The following is a 23,354-nucleotide window of genomic DNA, read 5'->3' on the forward strand; positions in this document are numbered from 1 at the left end:
AAGTCGGCTCAGTAGTGTTCACGATATGTCCGCCCGTGCCCTGACCAGTGTGCTGTTGGGGCTGACATGTGCTGTGGCCACGAGTGTTTCGCTGCTGCCGACGGCCGCCGCAGCGAATCCGGTGTGGAACGGGCGCTACGAGATCGTCACCTACGCGTCGGACAAGATGGGCACCAGCATCGCCGCCGCTCAACCCGAACCCGATTTCAGCGCGCAGTACGTGCTGGCGACCGACTGCTCGGCGGGGCTGTGTGTCGCCACCGTCGTCTCGGGTCCCGCGCCGAGCAATCCCACCATCCCGCAACCGGTCCGCTACACCTGGGACGGGGCGCGCTGGCAGTACGCCTACAACTGGCAGTGGGAGTGCTTCCGCGGCGACGGGGTTCCCAGCGAGTACGCTCCGGCGCGGTCGCGCGTGTTCTACGCCCCCGACATCGACGGACAGCTGTTCGGTACCTGGCAGACCGAAATCCTGGGCGGAGCATGCCGCGGGACGGTCGTGATGCCTGTCGCCGCCCGCCCCGTCAGCTCGCCCGGTATCCCCGTCGGCGTGGCACTCTAAGCGCCGCGGCGTTCGGCCAGCGCCCGCAGGAAGAACATCAGGTTGGCGGGCCGCTCCGCGAGCCTGCGCACGAAGTACCCGTACCACTGGGCGCCGAACGGCACGTACACCCGCACATGGTTGCCCGCATCGGCCAGCCTGCGCTGCTCGGCATCGCGGATGCCGTATAGCATCTGGTACTCGAAATCGTCTCGGCCCCGGTTGTTCTCGGCGGCCAGCGCGGGTACCGTCGCGATGACGGTCGGGTCGTGCGAGGCAACCATCGGGTAAGCGTTTCCCGCCATCAGCACCCGAAGGCAGCGCAGGTAGGAGTCGGTGACGTCGTCGCGGTCACGGTAGGCCACCGACGACGGTTCGTCGTAGGCACCCTTGCACAACCGGATTCGCGCAGCGGCCGATGAGCGCTTGCGCGAAGAGAATGCAGGGGCGGCGAAATCCCGGCAGTCGGCATGGGTGCGCTTGAGATACGCCTGCAGAGCCGTTCCCAGCCAGCCGAACTCGGTGCGCAGATCGCGCACGATCGACAGGGTCGAATCGGTGGTGGTGTGGTCCTCGGCGTCCACCGTCACCCACACCCCGATGCGCTGCGCCCGTTCGCAGATGGTGTGGGCGTTCTCCAGCGCGATCTTCTCACCGTCGCGTGCCAATGCCTGCCCCAACGCCGACAGCTTCAACGAGACCTCGAGTGGCCGCACTTCGGCCGGTCCCTCTTCACGCCGCGCGAGTCCGTCCAGCAGCGTGAGGTACGCGTGCACGTTCTCGGTCGCGGTGTCCGCGTCGGTCACGTCCTCGCCGAGGTGGTCGATCGACACGAGGCGACCCGAATCACGCAATTGGACAACGGCGTCGAGCGCATCGTCCATCGTCTCCCCCGGCACGAACCGGTGCACGACATCGCGTGTCACCGGAAGCCGCTCGGCGGTTCTTCGCAGGGAGTCCCGTCGGCCGGCGGCCATGATCGCCGGCCGCGCAACGCGTTGGAAGAATCCCATCACTGCTCCATGTGCGGATAGTTGTGGTCGGTCGGCGGGACGAGGGTCTCCTTGATCGAGCGCGCCGATGTCCACCGCAGCAGGTTCAGCGCCGAACCCGCCTTGTCGTTGGTACCCGATGCCCGCGACCCGCCGAAGGGTTGTTGTCCGACGACTGCACCGGTCGGCTTGTCGTTGATGTAGAAGTTGCCTGCGGCGTGGCGCAGTCGCCGTTCGGCCTGCAGCACCGCCGAGCGGTCGTCGGCGATCACCGCACCGGTCAGTGCGTACTTCGCCCCGGTGTCGACGACGTCGAGGATGCGGTCGTATCCGTCGTCGGGGTAGACGTGAACCGCCAGGATCGGCCCGAAATACTCGGTTTTAAACGATTCGTCGGTCGGGTCGTCGGACAACAGCACGGTCGGTCGGACGAAATAGCCTTCTGTGTCGTCGTATTCGCCGCCCACGGCGATGGTCACATGGGCGGTCTTCGCGCGCTCGATCGCCTTGACGTTCTTGGCGAACGCCCGTGCGTCGATCAGCGCACCGCCGAAGTTGGTCAGGTCGGTCACGTCGCCGTAGCGCAGTTCCTCTGTCGCCGAGAGGAAGTCGTCGCCCATCTGCTGCCACACCGAGCGCGCGATGAACGCCCGCGACGCCGCCGAGCACTTCTGGCCCTGATAGTCGAACGCGCCGCGGATCAGCGCCGTGCGCAGGACGTCGGGCTGCGCGCTGGTATGGGCGACGACGAAGTCCTTGCCGCCCGTCTCGCCCACCAGGCGCGGGTAGCCGTGGTAGCGGTCGATGTTGTTGCCCACCTCGCGCCACAGATGCTGGAACGTCGTGGTCGACCCGGTGAAGTGGATGCCTGCCAGCCGCGGATCCGACAGCGCCACCTCGGAAACCTCCACGCCGTCCCCGGTGAGCAGGTTGATGACGCCGGGCGGCAGACCGGCCTGCTCCAGCAACTGCATCGTGAGATAGGCGGCAAATGTCTGGGTGGGCGAGGGCTTCCAGATCACGGTGTTGCCCATCAGCGCAGGCGCCGTGGGCAGGTTGCCCGCGATCGCGGTGAAGTTGAACGGCGTGATCGCGTAGATGAACCCGTCGAGCGGTCGGTAGTCGGTGCGGTTCCAGATCCCGCGCACGCTGATCGGTTGTTGCTCGAGAATCTTTCGGGCGAACGAGACGTTGAACCGCCAGAAGTCGATGAGCTCACAGGCCGCGTCGATCTCGGCTTGATACGCCGACTTGGACTGCCCGAGCATGGTGGCGGCGCAGAGTTTTTCGCGCCACGGGCCTGCGAGGAGGTCGGCCGCCCGCAGAAACACCGCGGCCCGGTTGTCGAACGGAGTGGCCTCCCATTGCGCTTTGGCGGCCATCGCGGCCTCGATGGCCGCGGCCGCGTCGGAGTGAGTGGCGTTGGTGAGGGTGCCCAGCCGTCCGGAAGGGTCGGTGTGACGGTGCGGCTGCACCACGTCGATGCGGTCGCCGTCGCCCATCCGGTGTTGGCCGCCGATGACGTGCGGCAGGTCGACGGGGTGGGCGGCGACGGAAGTCAGCGCCTCGATGAGCCGGGCGCGTTCACCCGAGCCCGGCGCGTAATCGTGGACCGGCTCGTTCGCCGGAGGGGGAACGTCGGTGATGGCATCCATGACGAAATGATGCTCGGCCACGACACCCGATCCGATGGTCGATCCGACAACGCCACCGACGATCTATAGTCGGATCAGACAAAGGGGCGTGTGATGGAGCCACCAACCGCCGGTCTCGGCCTCGGCCGACTGCTGCTGGCGTTGGACCGGACCATGGTGACGCTGGTCGAAGCGCCGCGCGGCCTGGACATGCCCGTCGCATCGGTCGCCCTGGTCGACGCCGACGATGTCCGGCTGGGTCTGGCCGTCGGATCCGGCTCGGCGGACCTGTTTTTTCTGCTCGGTGTCGACGACGTGGACGCGGTGCGCTGGCTTGAGCGGCAGTTCGCAGGCACCGGCCGGGTGCCCGCGGCGATCTTCGTCAAGGAACCGTCTCCTGCCGCGGTCGAGCAGGCCGTCGCGCTGGGCACTGCGGTGGTGGCCGTCGAACCGCGGGCCCGCTGGGAGTCGCTGTACAAACTGGTGAACCACGCGTTCGAACATCACGGCGACCATGGCGATCCGCACCACGATCCGGGCACCGACCTGTTCGGCTTGGCTCAGTCGATGGCCGATCGCACTCGCGGCATGATCAGCATCGAGGACGAGAATTCCCACGTGCTGGCGTATTCGGCGTCCAGCGACGAGGCCGACGAGCTACGTCGGCTGACCATCCTCGGCCGCGCCGGCCCGCCCGAGCACCTGGCCTGGCTCGCGCGGTGGGGCATCTTCGACGCCCTGCGTTCGAGCACCGACGTTGTGCGCGTCGCCGAACGACCGGAGTTGGGGCTGCGACCGCGCCTGGCGGTCGGCATCCACGTTCCCGATGCGAAAGCCGGCCGGTTCGCCGGAACCATTTGGCTGCAACAGGGTTCGGCACCGCTGGCCGACGATGTCGAGGAGGTGCTGCGCGGCGGCGCTGTCCTTGCGGCACGAATTCTGTCGCGGCTGTCGGCCTCGCCGTCCACACACACCAGACAGGTGCAGGAACTGCTCGGCCTGTCCGGTGACGCGGTCGATGTCGCAGCCGTCGCACGGGAACTCGGCATCTCCGTCGAGGGCCGAGGTGCGCTCGTCGGGTTCGTCGATCCCGAAGGCACCACACCGGCGAGTGTGATCGCCTTGAGCGCCAGCGCCTTTCGGCCCGATGCGCAGATCGCGTCGAGCGGTGGGCGAGTCTATGTGCTGCTTCCGAAGATCGGTGCGCCGTCATCGGTGATGTCGTGGGCGCGCGGTGCGGTCGCGACGCTCGACCGCGAACTGGGGCTGGCGCTGCGGGCGGTCGTCGCCGCCCCGCTTGCCGGGCTGGCGGCCGCCGCGAACGCGCGCGCCGAAGTGGACCGGGTCTTCGACAGCGCACAGCGTCACCCCGGCGCGATCGGCCACGTCGCGTCGCTCGACGACGCGCGTACCACCGTGCTGCTCGACGAGATCGTGTCGCGGGTCGGTCAGCGGCTCGTCGACCCGCGGATACGTCAACTGCGAGAACAGGATCCGGTGCTCGCAGAAACGCTCGGGGCCTATCTTGACGCGTTCGGCGACATCACCGCGGTCGCTCAGCGGTTACACGTGCATCCGAACACGGTGCGCTACCGCATCCGTCGCATCGAGAAGTTGTTGTCGACGTCGCTGAACGATCCAGACGACCGGCTGGTGCTCGCGCTCGGCTTGCGGGCGACGGAGCCTAGCCGGCCGTGAGGCGCTGAGCGGCCGCCGATATCCGCTCGTCGGTCGCGGTCAACGCGATCCGCACGTGTTTGGTCCCGCGGGCGCCGTAGAACTCGCCGGGTGCGACGAGGATGCCGCGCTGCGCGAGCCAGGCGGCGGTGTCACGGCAAGGCTCCCCGCGCGTCGCCCACAGGTACAACCCGGCCTCGGAGTCTTCGACGGTCAGTCCGGCCGCACGCACGGCGGGCAGCAGGGTCTCGCGCCGTTTCTCGTAGCGGGCCCGCTGCTCGCGTTCGTGCTCGTCGTCGTCGAGGGCGGCGACCATCGCGCCCTGCACCGGCGTCGGCACCATCATTCCGGCGTGTTTGCGAACCGCCAGCAACTCCGCGACGACGCTCGGGTCTCCCGCGACGAAACCGGCCCGGTACCCGGCCAGCGACGACGTCTTGGACAGCGAATGCACGGCCAGCAGCCCGGTATGGTCCCCGTCGCAGACCGACGGATGCAGCACCGACAGCGGTTGGGCGTCCCAGCCCAGCCCGAGGTAGCACTCGTCGGAGGCGACAAGGACACCGCGCTCGCGCGCCCAGCCGACCACCTTGCGCAGGTGGTCGACGCCGAGCACCTTGCCCGTCGGGTTGCTCGGCGAGTTCAGGTACACCAGGGCGGGGGTCTGCGGACCGAGTTGGGTCAGCGAATCGGCCCGCACGATCCGCGCGCCCGCCAGCCGCGCGCCGACGTCGTACGTCGGGTACGCGAGCTCAGGCGCGACCACAGCGTCGTCGGGACCCAGCCCCAACAGCGTCGGCAACCACGCGATGAGTTCCTTGGTCCCGATCACCGGCAGCACGGCGTCGGGCGAAAGGCCCGTGATGCCGTAGCGCCGCGCAAGCGCGTTCACGGCCGCCTCTCGCAGGGCGGGGGTGCCCGCGGTGGTCGGGTAGCCGGGTGAGGCGCTGGCCGCCGCCAGCGCCTCCCGGATGACCGGCGCCACCGGGTCCACCGGGGTGCCCACCGACAGGTCGACGATGCCGTCCGGGTGCGCGCGAGCCATCGCGGTCACGTCGGCCAGGGTGTCCCAGGGAAACGCCGGCAGCGACGCGCTACGTTGCTGACGCGCCGTACGGCTGCGCTGCGCGGGCTGCATGCTGCGCACTGCGTGAGCCGTTATCAGTCCTCACCTTGCGGCGGCATACTCTTGACCGGCTCCGGGTCGTTGTCGGTCTGACCCACCTTCGACGCGCCGCCGGGCGACCCCAGTTCGTTGAAGAAGTCGGCGTTGATCTGCGTGTAGCTGCTCCACTGATCGGGCACGTCGTCTTCGTAGTAGATGGCCTCGACGGGGCACACCGGTTCGCAGGCACCGCAGTCCACGCACTCATCCGGGTGGATATAGAGCATGCGAGCGCCCTCGTAGATGCAGTCGACTGGGCATTCCTCGATACACGCCTTGTCTTTGACGTCGACACAGGGTTCGGCAATGACGTACGTCACCGTGTTCTCCTCAAGGTCTCCTCGATCTCCTGTCCGGTGGGCTGCCGTACGGGGTGGGCATCCAAGCTCAGCCGCAAGTATCCGTGGTTGATACCTGGACGGTCGTCTCAGTGTGCCCTAACTTTCACGCGCACCCCCGTTAAGGGTTGCGCGTGGTTACTGATACTAAACGTCGCACATACAGCTGCCTAGCAGACACCCCTTAGTCCGCCCGCGCGTGGCGAACCACCTTGCTATACCTGCGTGATGGAACGTTGCGCCCCGCCGGTCGACAAGACGGCCGTGCTCCATGTCCGACAGTTGACGGCCGCCGAGGTCGACGCCGTACGCGCCAGCAAGCGGGTGTTCAAGGAGAGCGCGTGGGACGAGTGGCGAACCACGCAGCCGCTCGCCTTCGAAGGGCCGAACGCGCAGTTCGAGGTCGGCGCCGACTTCGCGACCGACCTGGTGTCGGTGCCGGGCGCGGTCGCCTGGTTCGTGCCCCGCGCCGGGCGCTATGCGCGTGCGGCCGTCCTCCACGACTACCTGTGGCGCTTTCCCGAGCGCACCGGCTGCGACCGCCGGACCGCCGACTACCGCTTTCGCCTACAGATGCAGCGCGACGGCGTGAGCCTGCTGCGGCGCTGGATCATCTGGGCGACGGTGCGGCTGTCGGCGATCGTGCAGGGCAAGGGAGGCGCCGGCTGGTGGAGAGATCTGCCGGGCGCCCTGCTTCTGGTGCTGCTGGTCGCCGCGCCGATCGTCGTCGTACCCGCGTTGGTGATCGTGGTGGCGACGGTGGTGTTCTGGCTTCTCGAGTCGGTCGTGGCGGTGGTGGTGCCCGACGAGACACCACCACCGCTGCCGTTGAAGACCTGACGGGTCAGGCCTGCTTGAGGGCCTCGATCTCGAGGGTGACGGTGACCTTGTCGCCGACGACCGCGCCGCCGGTCTCGAGCGGCATGTCGAGGTCGATGCCGAAGTCTTTGCGGTTCAGCACAACTGAGGCCTCGAAGCCGGCGACCTCGCCCTGTCCCATGCCGGGGTTGACGCCGTTGAACTCGACTTCGAGGGTGATCGGCTTGGTGACGCCCTTGAGCGTGAAGTCGCCATCGACGAGATAGGTCTCGCCGTTCGGCCGCACGCCGGTCGAGGTGAAGGTGGCGATCGGATGCTGTGCGGTGTCGAAGAAGTCGGCCGACTTGAGGTGGCCGTCGCGTTGCTCGTTACGGGTGTTGACGGAGTCGACCTTGATTTCGGCGGTGACCGAGGGGCTGCCGTCCTCGGCGACGGTGATCGCACCGTTGAAGTCATCGAACGTGCCGCGCACCTTGCTCACCATCATGTGGCGTACGGAGAATCCGACGGTCGAGTGCACGGGGTCGATGGTCCAGGTGCCGACGGAAGGGGGGTCTTAACAGCTGTGGTCATACTTGCTTCTCCTTCGTTCTCGATTGCTCAGTCCGGGTGCCGGCCCGCTGTGGGAGGCACTCCTTATAGAATCGGACTGCAGTCCGTCTTTGTTCCCGCCGGTGTCGCGAGCGTGCATTAACTGCTCGCGAACGTGCACAAATTGCTGGAAATTCGCGGCGTGTCCTGCGCAAACACGCACGCTCGCGGGTCAGGGGAAAGGGAAGGGAGAAGGCTACGCGGCGAGCGGGGCGTAGGTCGTGGAACGCTGACGAGCCGGGCGGCCGATGCCCTCGGCGATCGAGACGAGTTCCTCGACCGTCTTGTAGGAACCGAACTCCGAACCCGCCATCCTCGAGATCGTCTCCTCCATCAGCGTTCCGCCGAGGTCGTTGGCGCCGCCGCCCAGCATCACCTGGGTGCGCTCGACGCCGAGCTTGACCCAGCTGGTCTGGATGTTGGAGATCCGGCCGTGCAGCATGATGCGCGCGAGCGCGTGCACGGCGCGGTTGTCGCGGTGTGTCGGGCCCGGTCGCGCGCCGCCGGCCAGATACAGCGGCGAGCTCTGGTGCACGAACGGCAGCGGCACGAACTCCGTGAACCCGCCGGTGCGGTCCTGGATTTCGCGCAACACCCGTAGGTGGCCGACCCAGTGTCGCGGCTGGTCGACGTGGCCGTACATCATCGTCGAGCTGGACCGCAGACCGACCTCGTGGGCGGTCGTGACGACCTCGATCCACATCGACGTCGGCAGCTTGCCTTTCGTCAGCACCCATCGCACTTCGTCGTCGAGAATCTCAGCCGCGGTGCCCGGGATACTGCCCAGTCCGGCCTCACGCAACGACGTCAGCCATTCGCGAATCGACAGGCCGCTGCGGGTGACACCGTTGGCGATCTCCATCGGCGAGAACGCGTGGACATGCATCGACGGCACCCGCTTCTTCACCGCGCGCACCAGATCGGCGTAGCCGGTGACGGGCAGTTCGGGGTCGATACCGCCCTGCATGCACACCTCGGTCGCGCCCGCGACGTGCGCCTCCCACGCCCGATCGGCGACCTCGTCCACCGACAGCGAATACGCATCGGCGTCGCCTTTGCGCTGGGCGAAGGCGCAGAACCGGCAGCCGGTGTAGCAGATGTTGGTGAAGTTGATGTTGCGGTTGACGACGAACGTGACGTCCTCGCCGACGGCGTCGCGGCGCAGTGAATCGGCAAGTGCGCCAACGGCATCCAAGGCCGGTCCGTCGGCACACGCCAGCGCCAGGTACGCGTCATCGGACAGCCCGGCCGGATCGCGTTCGGCGGCGCGCAACGCCGCCAGCACGTCGGTGTCGATGCGTTCGGGTGCCCTGGCCGCGAGTTCGGAGATCTTCTCGCGGATCGACTCCCAGTCGCCGAACGCGCTGTCGAGGTCGCTGCGGGTCTCGGTAAGCCGGCCGGCGTCATCGATCGCGGAGTGAAGGTCGGTGCGGCCCAACGACTCCGACGCCTCGTCGGGCTCCTGCCACGGCCGTCCGACCGGGTTGACGTCCAGCGCGAGACCGGTGTCGGGGTCGGCAAGCGCGTCGACGTGACCCCTCACCCGCGGGTCGATCCACGCCGCACCCGCCTGCACGTACTGCGGCTGCGCGGTGAGCCGCTGCACCAGGTCGTAGCCGGCGTCTGCAGTCACCGCGGCCAACTCGTCGAGCGCAGGCCACGGACGTTCGGGGTTGACGTGGTCGGGGGTCAGCGGCGAGACACCGCCCCAGTCGTCGACCCCGGCGCCGACGAGGGCCAGGCACTCGTTGCGCGACACCAGGTTCGGCGGCGCCTGAATTCGCATCTTGGGTCCCAGCACCAGCCGGGTGACCGCGATGGTCGCCAGGAAGTCCTCGAAATCCGCATCCGGCGACGAGGCCATCGCGGTGTGGTCCTTGGCCCGGAAGTTCTGCACGATCACTTCCTGAACGTGTCCGAACTCCTTGTGCGACCGGCGAATCGCGTGGATGGTCTCGGCCCGCTCGACAAGCGTCTCTCCGATCCCGACGAGCAGGCCCGTGGTGAACGGGATGGACAAGCGACCCGCGTCGGCCAGGGTTCGCAGCCGGACCTCGGGGTCCTTGTCCGGGCTTCCGTAATGGGCGGCACCACGCGTCTCGTACAACCGCCGCGAGGTGGTTTCGAGCATCATGCCCATCGACGGCGCGACCGGCTTGAGCCGGGACAGCTCCGACCAGCTCATCACGCCGGGATTCAGGTGGGGCAGCAGCCCCGTCTCTTCGAGGACGCGGATCGCCATCGCGCGCACATAGTCCAGCGTCGAGTCGTACCCCCGCTCGTCGAGCCATTGACGGGCCTCGTCCCACCGCGCCTCTGGGCGGTCGCCGAGCGTGAACAATGCTTCCTTACAACCCAATTGCGCACCGCGCCGCGCGACGTCGAGGATCTCGTCGGGCTCCATGTACATGCCCATGCCCTGGGCACGAAGCCGACCGGGCACCGTCACGAAGGTGCAGTAGTGGCAGGTGTCGCGGCACAGATGCGTGACGGGAATGAACACCTTCCGCGAGTAACTCACCGGGAGCTGTCCCGAGGGCCCGCGCCGCCCGGCCGCCTCGAGTCCCGCGTCGCGCACCCGTGACGCGCTGGCGCACAGGTCGGCGAGGTCGTCGCCGCGGGCCGTCATCGCGATCGCGGCTTCGTCGACGTTGAGGGCCACCCCATCGCGTGCGCGGCGCAGCACCCGCCGCAGAGCCGCAGGACTGGGGTGATCGGGTTTGGGTGGTATCACCGGGCTGGGCAGATCGGCGCCGTGCTGGGGGTTCAGAGCCACTCCCGTATAACCCCGCGCTCGTTGAGGATCATCCGCGCGTCTCACTTCCTGAAACATCGGCGCCTGACATATCGGCAACAGTAGTCCGCACGGTCGTGTCGGCGGCACGCCGCCGTCGGGTCGATTGGCGTCAGCAAAACATCCGCCGCCGTTCTTCTTACGTATGAGCAAATATCGGCGTAGTTTGCTGGGTGTCGGGGTCTGGGAGGACGATGTGAAGCGCTCTGCACACTCGATGTTCGTCATGGCCGTGATCATCCTGGCGGTGAGCGCGGTCGTGATCGCCCCGGTACGCCCCGCTCCGCCGCCCTCACCGGCTCCCGTCGTGCGGCTGGTCGCGTCCGCGCAAACGACGTCACCGGTGGTGCGAACCGGCCCCTCAGTCCCCGATCTCGAGCTGCCCGAGTTGCTGATCTGGTGGCTCGAGCGCATCGTCGTGCCGCCGAGCGCGGGCGCTTCGTTCCCTGCACCCGACTTCCCGAACGTCGTGGGCGGCAATTCGATCGACAGCACGATCAAGAACGTCTACAACGCGATAGAACCGTGGGTGGAATGGGGCTTCGACGTGGCCGCATACGCCGTCGGCTGGGTTCCCTACGTCGGCTGGCTCGCCCCGCAGATCGAGATCTTCTACAACTTCGGCGAACGCATCGTGCGCAGCATCACGTTCAATATCGCCGACTGGCTCGGCGGGAACATCAGCTTCTGGGACGGGCTGGTCAACGTCGCCGTCGACACCATCAACTCGTTCATCTTCCTGGCCAACGACCAGCTCGCTTTCTGGCTCCCGCCACTCCCGCCGATCCCGCCGATCGGTCCGTTCGCTGCAGAAGCGGCCGAGGTTGGGCTGCAGATATCTTCGCTCGACGAATCGACCCCGCCCGTCGAAGCCAAGGTGGACCAAGACGACGTGCTGGACGAAGGTGTCAAGGATGGCGACGAGACGCTCACCCAGCGTCAAGGCATCGTCCAAGAGGGCGTCAGCGAAATCGACGGCGAGGTCGTCGGCGAACTCTCCGATCTCGACGGGGGCCAGATCGAACAGGTGCCTGCGACCGACAAGCTCGAGGTCGAACCGAGCGTCAGCCGGCTGACCGAGGGCGAAACGCTTGACGGTGACGACGATCCGATGACCACCCCCACCACGGCGACGTCTGGAACCGTTCAGGCGCAGGGCGAGATCCGTGCATCGGCGATCGCCACACCGACGGGCACGTCCAATGGGCAGAACCTGAACGGACCGTCGAGCGGCGAGGTGAAGAACGACCTCACGGATCCGTCGACGCAGTCGCCGGCACCTGCGTTGTCGTCGCCTCAGCCGCCCTCGTCGCAGGATGCGGGCGGGGACCCGGGTGCGCAGGCCGACCCGAAACCGGACGCGGACGACGACACAGGGGCCGGGGCCGCTACTTCGTAGTCAAGCCTTCACCGCTGCCCGTAGCACCGCCGCGGGCGGCAGAGTGCCGCACACGATGAGCAGCAGGGCCGCGTATTCCATGACGCCGGCCCCGCCGAAGATCACGTCGTCCCCCGGCCCGGCCAGCGTCATCACCGCCACCGTCAACAGCCAGGTCCACAACGGAAGGGCGGCGACCCGCGGCGACGACGTCCAGTGCAGCGCGGCCCACACCAGCGCGGCGTTGACCAGGCCGGCGATCAGTGCGCTGATCGGGAAGGGAATGGACCCGAGGCGGAGGGGAAGGAACATGGCCGAAGCGATGGCACACAACACCCCATCGATGGCCAGCAGCGTCAGGACCGCCACGCTTCGAGGCCCGGCGGTGGTGGTGAGCGAGGTCAGGTCGGGATGCTGTCCAGCATGCCGGTGAGGGAACCGATCACCCACTGCAGGCTGTCGAACCGGTCCTGCCAATGCTGCAGGTTGGGATCGAGATCTGGATCCATGTGCCGTCCCTTCGTCGCGCCGCCGACTGCGGGCGAGCTTACTCCCTATCGCCGCCGCGATTGAAGGTCCAGTCCGGCGAGGAGGTCGGTTTCCCAGCCTTGGCTGTCGCGTTCACCGGCCGTACCCGCGGCCAGAACGTAGTGCTCGACCCCGCCGACCGGTAGCGCGATGTTGTTCGACAGCGCGAAGAAGCGATCGTTCGGGGCGACGGTGATCTGCGTGGCGTGCGCGCGCATCGCCGCCACCTTGGCGCTCAACTGTCCGGGATCGTCGATCGCCGCGTCGATCTCGTCGTCGGGGTAGCCGAACGGCACCTCGTCCACGGTCACCCGGATCCACTCGGCGGGTGCGTCGTCGATCCCGGCGAGCCCCTCGGCGATCGCGGCCTTGGACGTCACCGCCCAGTAGACCTTCGGCACGGCCCACGGCTCGCCAGGAAACTCCGACTCTTCGGCGGCGGCCACGGCGGCCATCGTCACCTCATGGGTGTGGATGTGGTCGGGATGGCCGTAACCCCCTTGCGGGTCGTAGGTGACGACGACGTGCGGGCGCAGCTCGTGGATGATGTCGACCAGCGCACCCACGGACTCGGCGGGATCGGCGTCGACGAACCTCTGGTGGTGCCGCCGCGGTGTGCCCGCCATCCCCGAGTCACGCCAGCGCCCGGCCCCGCCGAGGTACTCCGGTTCTTCGAGGCCCAGCGCGTTCAGCGCCGCCGTCAGCTCGCCGATGCGGTACCCGCCGAGCTGATCGGCCTCGTCCACGGCCAGGTGCGCCCACCGCTCGCCGATCACCTCACCCTCTTCGCCGAGCGTGCACGTCACGACGCGCACCTGCGCACCGCGGGCGACGTAGTGGGCGATCGTGGCGCCGGTGGTCAGCGTCTCGTCGTCGGGATGGGCGTGCACGAACAACAGCCGCCCACCGCTGTGGTCATCGCGTTCCATTCTCACCAGCTTGCCTGCCGGCCTGCACACACTCGCGAGGTGTCCCGGCGAGGCCCTACTGCTTGGTCTTCACCCATTCGCCGGCGTCACCGACGATGCCGACCGGCACGGCGCCGGACAGGCTGACGTTCTGCACGCTGGGGCCCGACGCCACGATCGTGGTGTCCTGCAGGATCGGCAGCACGGTCGCCATGTTCCACAGGCGCGGTTCGACGGCGGTGATGACATCGGCGATGTCTTCGCTGCCGTCGAGCCCGGCGTCGATCTTCGGCTGGATGCTGCGATCGCAGATCCCGGTGATGTTGCTGGGCGCCTGGACCAGTTCGTCCGATTCGGGTTCGGGTTGCGGGCTCGGCGTCGTGGCGGTGGGTGTAGGCCGCGTCGTACCCGGTGTCGGGGTGGCGCGAGGCGTCGTCCTGGGACCGGGTTGGGCCGTCGCCACCGGCGTCGCCTCCAGCGCTCGGCAGCCGTAGCGCGACGCCAGCGACGTGGCCAGATCCCCGCCAGCCTGATTCCAGCCCACCACCGCGTCGACCCGGTTGTTGGGCAACGCATCGTCGTACAGAGCCACGGGGTCGAGCGCCGACACCGATGCTGCGATGCCGACGTTGCGCAGCTGGTCGGCCGCGGTGTTGGCCACGGCCACCGACGTCGGGTCGTTGGCTGCCACCCCGATCACCAACGCCAACGGTTCACCGTCCTTGGCAATGCGCCCGCGGTCGCCGTCCGGCGGAGGGCTCCCGGGCGTGGGCGGCGCACTGGTCACGACCGGTTCCAGCTCGTATCCCGCGTCGGCCAGTAACCCGAGGGCGTCCTCCTTGGCCATCGCGGGCGGTGCCGTGGGGACGTAACCCGGATCCGACGGTGAGCGCACCTGAGCCTGAGCCAACGTCACCGTGTTGTCGTCGCCCGCGCCGACGGCGGCGAGAAGGTCGACGTCGAGCAGCCCCAGGATCGCCTTGCGCACCTGCGAATCGCGCAACGCGGGCTGCTGAGCCCGCAGACTCAACCGCATCACACGCGGCGTGACGATCCGCGCCGTGCGCACGTCGGGGATCGCGGACAGTTGGGCGAACACGGCCGACCCGCCGTGCACTTGGGCGACCTGCGTGTCGCCGTTGCGGATCGAATCCGCCAGTGCCGCCGAGTCGCCACCCCTGCGGAACAACACCTGATCGGGTTTCGCCGGAGGGCCCCAGTACCGGTCGTTGCGGGCCAGCAGAATTTCGTCGCGCTGGGGGTCGATGTTCTCGACGCGGAACTGACCGCCCGTCACGGGCAGCGCCCGCGCCAGACCCGCGGCGAATCCGCCAGGCACATCCTTGACGATGTGCGCCGGGAGGATGTCGTTGAACAACTCGCGCCACGCCGGATACGGCTGCGAGAACGTCACGACCGCGGTCTTGCCGCCTTCGACCGACTGCACGCCGGTGATCAGGTCGTAGCCCGCCGGGTCGACGACCCCGGGTTGGCTGACCATCTGCTGCCACAGGTACCAGTAGTCGTCGGCGGCGATGGGCGCGTTGTCGGTCCACGACGCCTCGGGGCGGATCTTGTAGGTGACGGTGAACGGGTCTCGGCTCGTCACCTCTGCTGTTTCCAGCAGTGTGGTGTCGAGCTCCCACCGCGACCCGGTCGGGGTCTTCGGATCGGCGATGGGCCGGAAGGAACTGGGGAGCACGAGCGAGCTGATCGCCGCGTTGACGGGCGACTGGTCGGACAATAGATGCGGATTGAAGCCGGGGCCGATCCAGTCGATCGCCATGATGATCTGCGTCGCCTTCAACGGAGGAGGCGGCGGCTGCTGCTGCGTATCGGTGCTCTGCGGCGCGGGCGGCGGGCTGACGGTGCAGGCGGCCAGCAGTGTCACCATCGCGGACAACGTGGCGATGACGCGTCGGGGGCCGGGCACGCCCAACAGGGTATCGGGCAACTTCGAGGCGCCCGCCCGATCGGCGACCGTCGGTTTCAGCCGCGGGCCTTCGCGCGCGCCTTGGCCCTGGCGCGCAGGCTCGCGTTCAACTCCACCTTGCGCACGCGGACGACCTCGGGGGTGACCTCGACGCATTCGTCTTCGGCGCAGAACTCCATGGCTTGTTCCAGGGTCAGTTCCAGCGGCCGGGCCAGGGTTTCGATGACGTCGGCCGTCGAGCTGCGCATGTTGGTGAGCTTCTTTTCCCGGGTTACGTTGACGTCGAGATCCTCGGCGCGCGGGTTGATGCCAACGACCTGACCTTCGTAGGTGTCCTGGCCGGGCTCGACGAAGAACTGGCCGCGGTCGGCGAGCTGGATCATCGCGAACGGCGTGATCTGACCGCTGCGGTCGGAGACGAGCGAGCCGCTGTGCCGGGCGCGGATCTCCCCCGCCCACGGCCGGTAGCCGTCGAAGACGGCGTTGGCGATGCCGGTGCCGCGGGTGATAGTCAAAAAGTCGGTGCGGAAACCGATGAGCCCGCGGCTCGGCACGACGAAATCCATCCGCACCCAGCCCGCGGCGTGGTTGGTCATGTCCTCCATGCGGCCCTTGCGTGCGGCCATCAGCTGCGTGATGGCGCCGACGAACTCCTCGGGACAGTCGATGGTCATCGCTTCGTACGGCTCGTGCAGCTTGCCGTCGATGGTGCGGGTCACGACCTGCGGCTTGCCGACGGTCAGCTCGAAACCCTCGCGGCGCATCTGTTCGACGAGCACGGCCAGCGCCAGTTCGCCGCGGCCCTGCACCTCCCACGCGTCGGGCCTGCCGATGTCGACCACCTTGATCGACACGTTGCCGACCAGTTCCTGGTCCAGGCGGCTTCGCACCATCCGCGCGGTGAGCTTGTGGCCGGACACCTTGCCCGCCAGCGGTGAGGTGTTGGTGCCGATGGTGACCGAGATGGCCGGCTCGTCGACGCTGATGCGCGGCAGCGCGTGCGCGTGGTCCGGATCGGCGAGCGTGTCGCCGATCATGATCTCGGGCATGCCTGCGACGGCGACGATGTCGCCGGCGATGGCCTCGTCGGTCGGATTGCGTTCGACGCCGACGGTGGCCAGCAGCTCGGTGATCTTGGCGTTCGTGACGACCGGTACTCCGTCGACCTCGCGCATCCAGGCGACCTGCTGGCCCTTGCGCAGCTTGCCGTTGTAGATGCGGATCAGCGCCAGGCGGCCCAGGAACGCCGAGGCGTCGAGGTTGGTGACCAGCGCCTGCAGCGGGGCCTCGGGGTCCCCGGTGGGCGGCGGGATGTGCTCCATCAGCACGTCGAACAGCGGGTCGAGGTTGGTGCCGTCCGGGTTCTCGCCGTTGGCGGGCTCGGTGGTGCTGGCGATGCCGGCCCGGCCCGACGCGTACAGCGTCGGCAGGCCGAGCGCCTCCTCCGCGGCCTTCTGCGCTTCTTCGTCGAGGTCCGATGCGACATCGAGCAGCAGGTCGTGGCTGTCGGAGACGACCTCGCCGATCCGGGCGTCGGGGCGGTCGGTCTTGTTGACCACCAGGATCACCGGCAGATGGGCGGCCAGCGCCTTGCGCAGCACGAAGCGGGTCTGCGGCAGCGGCCCCTCGGACGCGTCGACCAGCAGCAGCACACCGTCGACCATGGACAGCCCGCGTTCGACCTCGCCGCCGAAATCGGCGTGTCCCGGTGTGTCGATGACGTTGATGACGGTCACGTTGCCGTCGGCGTGATGCCGGTGCACCGCGGTGTTCTTGGCGAGGATCGTGATGCCTTTTTCGCGCTCGAGATCACCGGAGTCCATGATGCGTTCGGTGGCGTCGTCACCACGGTGTGTGAGCGCGCCCGACTGACGCAGCATGGCGTCGACCAGGGTCGTCTTCCCGTGGTCGACGTGTGCCACGATGGCGACGTTCCTAAAATCCACTTCGAGATTGTCGCAGTGCGGTCGGCCGATCACGAAAACGAGAGATGTCCGTCACTTGAAGCCCAGCAAGCTCGCCGACCTCAAGCCGAAGAAGAAGTGCTGTCGCAGCAAGCCTCGCTGCAAGCGCTGCCCGGTCGTCGTCCAAAAGGTGCGCAAGGCGGAACTCAACGGTCTGCGCGGCAAAGACCTGGCGAAGGTGCACAAGCGGGCGCGCAAGATCAAGTAGTCCGGAGCTCACAGCGTTTGCGCAGGTGCGGTGACTACCGTCGACCTCGTTACCCGAGGGAGGGAGACGGGGTCATGATGATCTTCGAGATCCTCACCGTGGTGCTCATCGGAGTGCTGGCGGCCGCCGCAGTCGCGGCGATCTACATCGGACTGCTCAACTGGATGGGCGCCGCTTTCGTGGTGCGATGCGCGACCTGTCACCACCTGACGCTGTCGTCGACCACCGCATCGCGCGAATCCTGCGTGCACTGCCGGCATCCGGCGCTGCTGCACCCCATCTACGCGATGCATCACCAACCGGCGGTGCGCGTCGTCCGCGACGGCTTGCGTTACTGACCCCCCAGCGCCAGGCGCAGCTCCGGCACCCACGCGCGGTCGGCGGGCACCCATGCGACGCCGTCGAGTTCGTCGAAGCTGATCCAGCGCAGGGCGCGGTGGTCGTTGGGGTGCAGGGTCCCGCCGGTCTGGGTGACGCGGTAGGCGCGCAGAACCGTGGTCGCTGTCAGTGCGACGTCGTCGCCGATCCGCGCACCGACGTCGACGACGACGCCCAACTCCTCGTGCAATTCGCGGGCCAGCGCGGCTTCGTCGGTCTCCCCGGCGGCCACTTTGCCACCGGGCAGTTCCCACAGCCCGGCGAGTTCTGCGGGCCGGTCGCGTTGGGCGACGAGCAGCAAGTCCTCGTTGATGAGGGCGCCGGCGACGACGATCTGGTTCGACATCTGGTTCGACACTGCGACCGAAGGTATACCGTCGAACCCATGGCTGTGTTAACGGACGAACAAGTAGACGCCGCACTGCCCGATCTGCCCGGCTGGGAGCGAGCCGACGGCGCCCTGCGACGCTCGATCAAGTTCCCCGCGTTTCTCGACGGCATCGACGCGGTACGCCGGGTCGGTGAGCACGCGGAGTCCAAGGATCACCACCCCGATATCGACATCCGCTGGCGGACAGTGACTTTCGCGCTGGTGACACATTCCGAGGGCGGCATCACCGACAAGGACGTCGAGATGGCCAAAGACATCAACGGGATCGTCGGCCAGTAGCGGCGATCCAGGCCAGCGTCGCCAGCGTGGCGACGATGTAGATCAACCCCGCCCACGCCAGATACCAGGGTCGCGGGATCACCCAGATCGTCGGCTGCGCGAAGCTCAGCAGCCACGGAACCCCGATCAGGGTCAGGACGAGCCACCCCCACCCGAGCACCCGCGCGCCGAGACGGTCGCTCAACGGCCCGTGCAGCAACCAGATCATCAACGGGATCAGCCACACCCAGTGATGTGTCCACGAGATCGGTGAGAGCAGCAGACCGAACAACTGCACCACGACGATCGCACCCAACCGATCGGAAGCGCCGCCGATCGCGCGCCACGCCACGACCGCCAGCCCCGCCGTCACCGCGATGCCCGCCAGGACCGCGGGCCCGTAACCCGCGTCGTGCCCGAGAATCCGCGATATCCCACCGCGCCACGACTGGTTGAACGACGTGCCGACCGGGCCGACACGATTGGCGTCACCGAGCAGTTCGGTGAAGTAGCGCCGGGTCTCCTCGCCGACAATCAGGGCCGAAATCCCCACGGTCGCAACGAATACGACCGCCGAAAAGATCACCGCACCCCATCGCCGCGCACCGAGGAAGTACAACCCCGAGACCGCGGGCGTCAGCTTCAACCCTGCCGCGACCCCGACCAGCAGGCCGGACAACCACCATCGCGTGCTGTACACCGCATAGAGAACCGCCAGCACGAGCACCACGTTGATCTGCCCGTAGTCGAAGGTGCTGCGCAGCGGTTCGAGCCAGATGCCGACCGCCGTCCACAGCATCGCGGTCCGCCGATCGCCGGAACCCAGGAGCCGCTGGCTGATGCGCACCACGCCGTATAGGGCGGCAATGATCCCGAGTTGCCACAGGAAGGCGACGAGGCCGAACGGCAACAGGTGAAGCGGATAGAACACCACCGCGGCGAACGGCGGATAGGTGAAAGGGAGGGGGAAGTCCGGCGTCTGCTCGGCATAGACGTAGTCGTAGAGCGCGCCGGGTTGATCCAACGTGCCGGCACCTCCGACGTAGACGTGCAGGTCGACGAAGTTCGCGCCGTTGGGGACCAGATAGGTCCACGCCAGTCGTGCGGCGATGCTGATCACCAACAGCACGGGCGCCGCAGCGGCCAGTCGCTCGGCCATCCGCGACGTCGACGGGGCGGCGCTTGTCGAGGTGTCTATCCGCCCGACTCTATCGGCCGGTCACCGAAACCCCTCGCTTGCGTAACGGTTGAGTCACTGCCACACGTGTCACTTGAGTCACATCAGTAACTCCGTAGCTTCGGGCGAAGACGTGCCGACACAACTGATTGGGAGAACCATGCGCAGCACCGGAAAACTGTTCGCGACCACCATGATCGCCGCGGCGGGAGCGGTCTCGGCCGCGCTGGCGCTGAGCGCCACCGCCACCGCCCAGCCCGCGGCGCCGGCGCCCGCGCCCAGCGTGCCGGGGTTGCCGCTTATCCAGCAGTTGGCGTCGAACCCGGCCGCGGCGACGCAGCTCATGCAGGGCTTCACCTCGCTGCTGAACACCGCTCAGGCCCCCGCCGCCCCGGCCGCGACGCCTCCGTCGGCGACGGCGACCGTCACCCTTCCGCAGCCGCCGTCATCGCTGCCCGGTATGCCCGCGGCGCCGGCGGCACCCGCAGCCACGCCTGCGGCCGCACCGGCCAACCCGGCCAACCTGCTGTCCAACCTGCCGACCGGGCTGGCCTCGCTGCTGCCTGAGGGAACGCCGTTGACCGGCCTCCTGCCCGCCGCCGCACAGGCGGCCACGCCGGCGGCCGCCGCACCCGCCGCGGCCGCTCCGGCCGCCGCACCTGCCGCAGCCCCGGCACTGCCCAGCGCGGGCATGGCGCCGCTGCTGATGCCGCTGTCGGCTCTTCCGTGATCCGCGGGGCGACGCCGAACCACCCACTGGCAGACACGACCACTACAACCTCTGAGGGAGCCATGTCAGCTCGAAGGATGTTCGCCAACGTCGCCCTCGCGATCGGCTCATCGGCCACGCTGCTCGCCAGCGGCGTGACCGGTGTGGCCGGCGCCGAACCCGCGCCCCCGGCGCCGATCGACGGCCTGCAGGCGCCCGGACTGACCGCGGTCCAGGGCATCAGCCCGGCGATCCAGCAGGCCGCCGCTGATCCCACGAATGCCGCGTCGACGCTGATGGCCGCGGCCGCGGTGTTCGCCGGTGACGCGGTCGCGCCCACCGAGTCGCGCAATGTCGCGTCGGCGGTCAACCAGTTCGTCGCGCACAATCCCGCACCCGGCGCGGTGCCGGGCGAGCAGGCGCATCTGCCGGCCGGGATCAATCCGGCTCACGCTGTCGGACCCGTACCGGACGCGGTGCCCGCACCCGAGGTGCCGCCCACACCTGCGGCCGCTCCCGCTCCGGCGCCTGCGGCTGCACCGGTGGCCGTTGCCGCGGCGCCCGCACCCGAGGCCGCACCGGCTCCAGCACCCGCACCGGCTCCGGAGGCCGGGCCTGCCCCGGGTCCAGCACCCGCACCGGCTCCTGCCGCCGCGCCCGGCCCCGGCTTCGGCCCGGACGCCCCGCCGACGCAGGACTTCATGTACCCGTCGATCAGCAACGGTTGCCTCGGCGACGGCGGAAACGTACTCGCCACCGCGATTTCGGTGGCCGGGCCCGCGAAGATCCCGACTCCGGGCCCCGGTCCGGGTCAGACCGCTTACGTGTTCACCGCGGTCGGCACGCCGGGTCCGGCTGCCGAGCAGAAGTTGCCGCTCAACGTCACCTGGGTCAACCTGACCACCGGTAAGTCGGGCAGCGCCACGCTGAAGCCGCGCTCGGATATCAACCCCGAGGGGCCGACCACTCTGACCGCGATCGCCGACACCGGCTCGGGCAGCATCTTGTCGACCATCTTCGGACAGGTCACGACCACCGAACGGCAGTGCCAGTTCATGCCGACGATCGGCTCGACGGTCGTTCCGTAACGTCTGCCTCAACCCCCGCGGGCCCACACACACATCCCCGCGAGCGGCCGTGTTGCACCACGACACGCCGCGCCGGCGCGTGCAAATGCGGTCGCTCGCCGGATCAGTAGTCGTCAGACCGACGCTTTGGCTGATTCGCCGGCTCGCGATCGACCATTGCGTCGGTTTGGAATCAGGATCAGTAGGCCATGAAGAGGATCGCGTCCCGGTCGTAATCGCGGCCGGGATGCGACTCGGACAGATGCGCCTGGGCCTTCTCGACCAGGTCCTCCTCGTCCTTACCGACAATCGCTTCGCCACACGGGCAGTTCAGGTGCGTCTTCATATCCCCACCTTCGCATAGGTCGCCACCGACAGGCCCAAGATATAGCCATGGATCTCAACGACGTCATGCGCACGACGGCTGCAGTGCGCGAGTACACCGGCGACCCGCTGCCCGACGACGTCCTCGAGCGCATCCTCGACAATGCCCGCTTCGCGCCGAGCGGCGGCAACCGCCAGGGCACTCGGGTCGTCGTGGTGCGCGATACCGCAACACGCGAGGCGCTGATCGAATGCGCGATACCCGGGGCCAAGCGCTACATCGCGCAGCTGCGCAACGGCGAAAGCCCGTGGAATCCGTTGCATCCCTGTCGGGTTGACGAGCAGACCATCGCGGCGGTCAACGTGCCGAACCAGTCTCCGCTGCGCACCGCCGAGGTGGTGCTGGTGGTCTGCGTCGATCTCGGCGTCGTGGCCGCGTTCGATCAGCACCTCAACCGTGTGGGTCTGGTCGCGGGCGCCTCGGTGTACCCGTTCGTCTGGAACATCCTGCTGGCAGCCCGCAACGAGGGGTACGGCGGTGTGCTCACCACCGCCGCCGTCGCCGAAGAGCCGCGGGTTCGTGAGTTGCTGGGCATCCCGGACAACTACGCGGTCGCCGCTGTACTACCGCTCGGTAGGCCGGTCCGCCAACTGACGAGGTTGACCCGCAAACCCGTCGCCGAGATCGCCACCAGGGAGCGCTTCGACGGCAAGCCGTTCACAGACCGCGAGCGGTGAGCCACGCGTCGATGTGGCGGGCTACCTCGGCCCAACCCGATTCGAGCATCATGTTGTGCCCCATATCCGGGAAGATCTCGGCCTGGCCGCCATACGCCCTCGCGGTCGCGTCGACCTCCGCGCGTGTGATCGCGCCGTCGAGTTCCGCGCCAAGAACAAGGACGGGTGTCGTCACGCTCTCGGGACTGGCGATCGGACGGAAGGTGTCGAATGCGACCCGAAGGCTCTCGTTAGCGACCAGCGCCGCGTAGCGAGCCACGTCCGACTCGGCGGTGTTCTGCGAGTAGAACAACCCGCGGGCGACGGTCGGCGTATTGAACCCGTAGGCGGCATCACCCGTCAGCATGTTCCTGAACATCAGCCACGGATGTCGCCGCATCAAGCGCTGCGCGAAGCCACGGCTGCCGCGAACGGACGCGGACGCCAACAAGACGGCCGCCGCTGCGTCATTGCGCTGGAGATACTTCTGGACGATGAACCCGCCCATCGAGTGGCCGACGAGGATTGGCGCCACAGGCAATTGCGCAATGACACTTTCGACGTCGTCGATGTAGTCGGTCAGCGAACAGAGCCTGAATCGCTTCGGCACGGCACTGGCGCCGTGGCCTCGCAGGCTGACCGCCACTGCGCGATAACCGTTCTCGGCGAAGAAACCGAGGAAGTTCTCCCAGCACCATGCGGCGTGCCAGGCGCCGTGGATGAAGAGTAGCGGTGTCGGATGGCGAGAAGTGGTCGTGCCCGCCTCGAGCACTTCCAGCCCGGCCAAGCGGATAGGGTCCAGGACTTCGTCAGCCATGCCAAGCAGTGTGCTCCGTCTCGACCCCGGCACCATGCGTAATCCA

24 protein-coding genes are annotated in these 23,354 nt (G+C 68.1%); 10 read left to right on the forward strand and 14 right to left on the reverse strand.

Features of this window, described 5'->3' with window-relative positions:
• Nucleotides 1–25: 25 nt before the first annotated feature.
• The gene (locus CEX87_RS22550) at nt 26–562 is read left to right on the forward strand and encodes an Rv2253 family sensor-like surface protein (protein WP_064427766.1); all 537 of its coding nucleotides are present in this window, start codon (nt 26–28) and stop codon (nt 560–562) included.
• Here CEX87_RS22550 and CEX87_RS22555 read toward each other — a convergent pair.
• Nucleotides 559–1,554, reverse strand: a complete 996-nt coding sequence (locus tag CEX87_RS22555) for a proline dehydrogenase family protein (RefSeq protein ID WP_094289154.1) — start codon at nt 1,552–1,554, stop codon at nt 559–561. The two genes, CEX87_RS22550 and CEX87_RS22555, sit on opposite strands and share 4 nt — an antisense overlap.
• Entirely contained in the window at nt 1,554–3,188 is a 1,635-nt protein-coding gene (gene pruA, locus CEX87_RS22560) for an L-glutamate gamma-semialdehyde dehydrogenase (RefSeq protein WP_094289186.1), read from the reverse strand. Before pruA ends, CEX87_RS22555 begins: the two co-directional genes overlap by 1 nt.
• Before the next feature lie 93 nt (nt 3,189–3,281).
• Between pruA and CEX87_RS22565 the strand changes: the two genes are divergently transcribed.
• Nucleotides 3,282–4,865, forward strand: coding sequence for a PucR family transcriptional regulator (locus CEX87_RS22565; protein ID WP_094289156.1), 1,584 nt, complete (start codon nt 3,282–3,284; stop codon nt 4,863–4,865).
• On the opposite strand, the gene dapC is transcribed toward CEX87_RS22565, so the two are convergent.
• On the reverse strand, nt 4,852–5,982 hold the full coding sequence (dapC, locus tag CEX87_RS22570) for a succinyldiaminopimelate transaminase (RefSeq protein ID WP_094289158.1): 1,131 nt from the start codon (nt 5,980–5,982) through the stop codon (nt 4,852–4,854). The two genes, CEX87_RS22565 and dapC, sit on opposite strands and share 14 nt — an antisense overlap.
• Nucleotides 5,983–6,005: 23 nt before the next feature.
• Nucleotides 6,006–6,329 (reverse strand): ferredoxin, encoded by a 324-nt coding sequence (gene fdxA, locus CEX87_RS22575; RefSeq protein ID WP_064348634.1) that lies wholly within the window; start codon nt 6,327–6,329, stop codon nt 6,006–6,008.
• 246 nt (nt 6,330–6,575) lie between these two features.
• Here fdxA and CEX87_RS22580 point away from each other — a divergent pair, with 246 nt between their 5' ends.
• Nucleotides 6,576–7,187, forward strand: coding sequence for a DUF1353 domain-containing protein (locus CEX87_RS22580; protein WP_094289160.1), 612 nt, complete (start codon nt 6,576–6,578; stop codon nt 7,185–7,187).
• A gap of 4 nt (nt 7,188–7,191) precedes the next feature.
• On the opposite strand, the gene CEX87_RS22585 is transcribed toward CEX87_RS22580, so the two are convergent.
• Complete coding sequence (locus CEX87_RS22585; RefSeq protein WP_233151479.1) at nt 7,192–7,653, reverse strand: YceI family protein; 462 nt, start codon at nt 7,651–7,653, stop codon at nt 7,192–7,194.
• A 300-nt stretch (nt 7,654–7,953) separates the two neighbouring features.
• The gene (locus CEX87_RS22590; protein ID WP_198957282.1) at nt 7,954–10,533 is read right to left on the reverse strand and encodes a bifunctional FO biosynthesis protein CofGH; all 2,580 of its coding nucleotides are present in this window, start codon (nt 10,531–10,533) and stop codon (nt 7,954–7,956) included.
• Between the two features lie 214 nt (nt 10,534–10,747).
• Between CEX87_RS22590 and CEX87_RS22595 the strand changes: the two genes are divergently transcribed.
• Nucleotides 10,748–11,950, forward strand: coding sequence for a hypothetical protein (locus CEX87_RS22595; RefSeq protein WP_142301118.1), 1,203 nt, complete (start codon nt 10,748–10,750; stop codon nt 11,948–11,950).
• Here CEX87_RS22595 and CEX87_RS22600 read toward each other — a convergent pair whose 3' ends face one another.
• From CEX87_RS22600 to typA, 4 genes are all read right to left on the reverse strand, one after another.
• Nucleotides 11,951–12,241 (reverse strand): hypothetical protein, encoded by a 291-nt coding sequence (locus CEX87_RS22600; RefSeq protein ID WP_064398030.1) that lies wholly within the window; start codon nt 12,239–12,241, stop codon nt 11,951–11,953.
• Between the two features lie 242 nt (nt 12,242–12,483).
• Entirely contained in the window at nt 12,484–13,386 is a 903-nt protein-coding gene (mshB, locus tag CEX87_RS22605) for an N-acetyl-1-D-myo-inositol-2-amino-2-deoxy-alpha-D-glucopyranoside deacetylase (protein ID WP_094289168.1), read from the reverse strand.
• A gap of 55 nt (nt 13,387–13,441) precedes the next feature.
• Complete coding sequence (locus tag CEX87_RS22610; protein ID WP_198957285.1) at nt 13,442–15,304, reverse strand: ABC transporter family substrate-binding protein; 1,863 nt, start codon at nt 15,302–15,304, stop codon at nt 13,442–13,444.
• A gap of 50 nt (nt 15,305–15,354) precedes the next feature.
• Nucleotides 15,355–17,244, reverse strand: a complete 1,890-nt coding sequence (gene typA, locus CEX87_RS22615) for a translational GTPase TypA (protein ID WP_094289190.1) — start codon at nt 17,242–17,244, stop codon at nt 15,355–15,357.
• A gap of 55 nt (nt 17,245–17,299) precedes the next feature.
• On the opposite strand from typA, the gene CEX87_RS22620 reads away from it, so the two are divergent.
• Together CEX87_RS22620 and CEX87_RS22625 are read left to right on the forward strand one after the other, a co-directional pair.
• Entirely contained in the window at nt 17,300–17,470 is a 171-nt protein-coding gene (locus CEX87_RS22620; RefSeq protein WP_094289170.1) for a hypothetical protein, read from the forward strand.
• Between the two features lie 74 nt (nt 17,471–17,544).
• A complete protein-coding gene (locus tag CEX87_RS22625) occupies nt 17,545–17,808 on the forward strand; it encodes a hypothetical protein (RefSeq protein ID WP_066847525.1) in 264 nt (87 codons plus the stop codon).
• Here CEX87_RS22625 and CEX87_RS22630 read toward each other — a convergent pair.
• Complete coding sequence (locus CEX87_RS22630; RefSeq protein ID WP_094289192.1) at nt 17,802–18,194, reverse strand: (deoxy)nucleoside triphosphate pyrophosphohydrolase; 393 nt, start codon at nt 18,192–18,194, stop codon at nt 17,802–17,804. The genes CEX87_RS22625 and CEX87_RS22630 overlap by 7 nt on opposite strands.
• 39 nt (nt 18,195–18,233) lie before the next feature.
• Between CEX87_RS22630 and CEX87_RS22635 the strand changes: the two genes are divergently transcribed.
• Entirely contained in the window at nt 18,234–18,518 is a 285-nt protein-coding gene (locus tag CEX87_RS22635) for a 4a-hydroxytetrahydrobiopterin dehydratase (RefSeq protein ID WP_064398000.1), read from the forward strand.
• Here CEX87_RS22635 and CEX87_RS22640 read toward each other — a convergent pair.
• Nucleotides 18,496–19,656 carry a mannosyltransferase gene (locus CEX87_RS22640; protein WP_064397994.1) on the reverse strand — a complete coding sequence of 387 codons (1,161 nt, stop codon included), beginning with the start codon at nt 19,654–19,656 and terminating at the stop codon, nt 18,496–18,498. The genes CEX87_RS22635 and CEX87_RS22640 overlap by 23 nt on opposite strands.
• A 178-nt stretch (nt 19,657–19,834) precedes the next feature.
• On the opposite strand from CEX87_RS22640, the gene CEX87_RS22645 reads away from it, so the two are divergent.
• Together CEX87_RS22645 and CEX87_RS22650 are read left to right on the forward strand one after the other, a co-directional pair.
• Entirely contained in the window at nt 19,835–20,404 is a 570-nt protein-coding gene (locus CEX87_RS22645; protein ID WP_064397992.1) for a hypothetical protein, read from the forward strand.
• 62 nt (nt 20,405–20,466) lie between these two features.
• Nucleotides 20,467–21,471 carry an Rv1157c family protein gene (locus CEX87_RS22650; RefSeq protein WP_064397990.1) on the forward strand — a complete coding sequence of 335 codons (1,005 nt, stop codon included), beginning with the start codon at nt 20,467–20,469 and terminating at the stop codon, nt 21,469–21,471.
• Between the two features lie 178 nt (nt 21,472–21,649).
• Here CEX87_RS22650 and CEX87_RS22655 read toward each other — a convergent pair whose 3' ends face one another.
• The gene (locus tag CEX87_RS22655; RefSeq protein ID WP_066808023.1) at nt 21,650–21,796 is read right to left on the reverse strand and encodes a DUF1059 domain-containing protein; all 147 of its coding nucleotides are present in this window, start codon (nt 21,794–21,796) and stop codon (nt 21,650–21,652) included.
• Between the two features lie 47 nt (nt 21,797–21,843).
• On the opposite strand from CEX87_RS22655, the gene CEX87_RS22660 reads away from it, so the two are divergent.
• A complete protein-coding gene (locus tag CEX87_RS22660; RefSeq protein ID WP_094289172.1) occupies nt 21,844–22,512 on the forward strand; it encodes a nitroreductase family protein in 669 nt (222 codons plus the stop codon).
• Here CEX87_RS22660 and CEX87_RS22665 read toward each other — a convergent pair.
• Complete coding sequence (locus CEX87_RS22665) at nt 22,493–23,308, reverse strand: alpha/beta hydrolase (RefSeq protein ID WP_198957283.1); 816 nt, start codon at nt 23,306–23,308, stop codon at nt 22,493–22,495. The genes CEX87_RS22660 and CEX87_RS22665 overlap by 20 nt on opposite strands.
• Between the last annotated feature and the right edge of the window lie 46 nt (nt 23,309–23,354).

Origin of the sequence: Mycobacterium lehmannii, from assembly GCF_002245535.1 — a bacterium.
In the GTDB taxonomy this organism is placed as follows: domain Bacteria; phylum Actinomycetota; class Actinomycetes; order Mycobacteriales; family Mycobacteriaceae; genus Mycobacterium; species Mycobacterium lehmannii.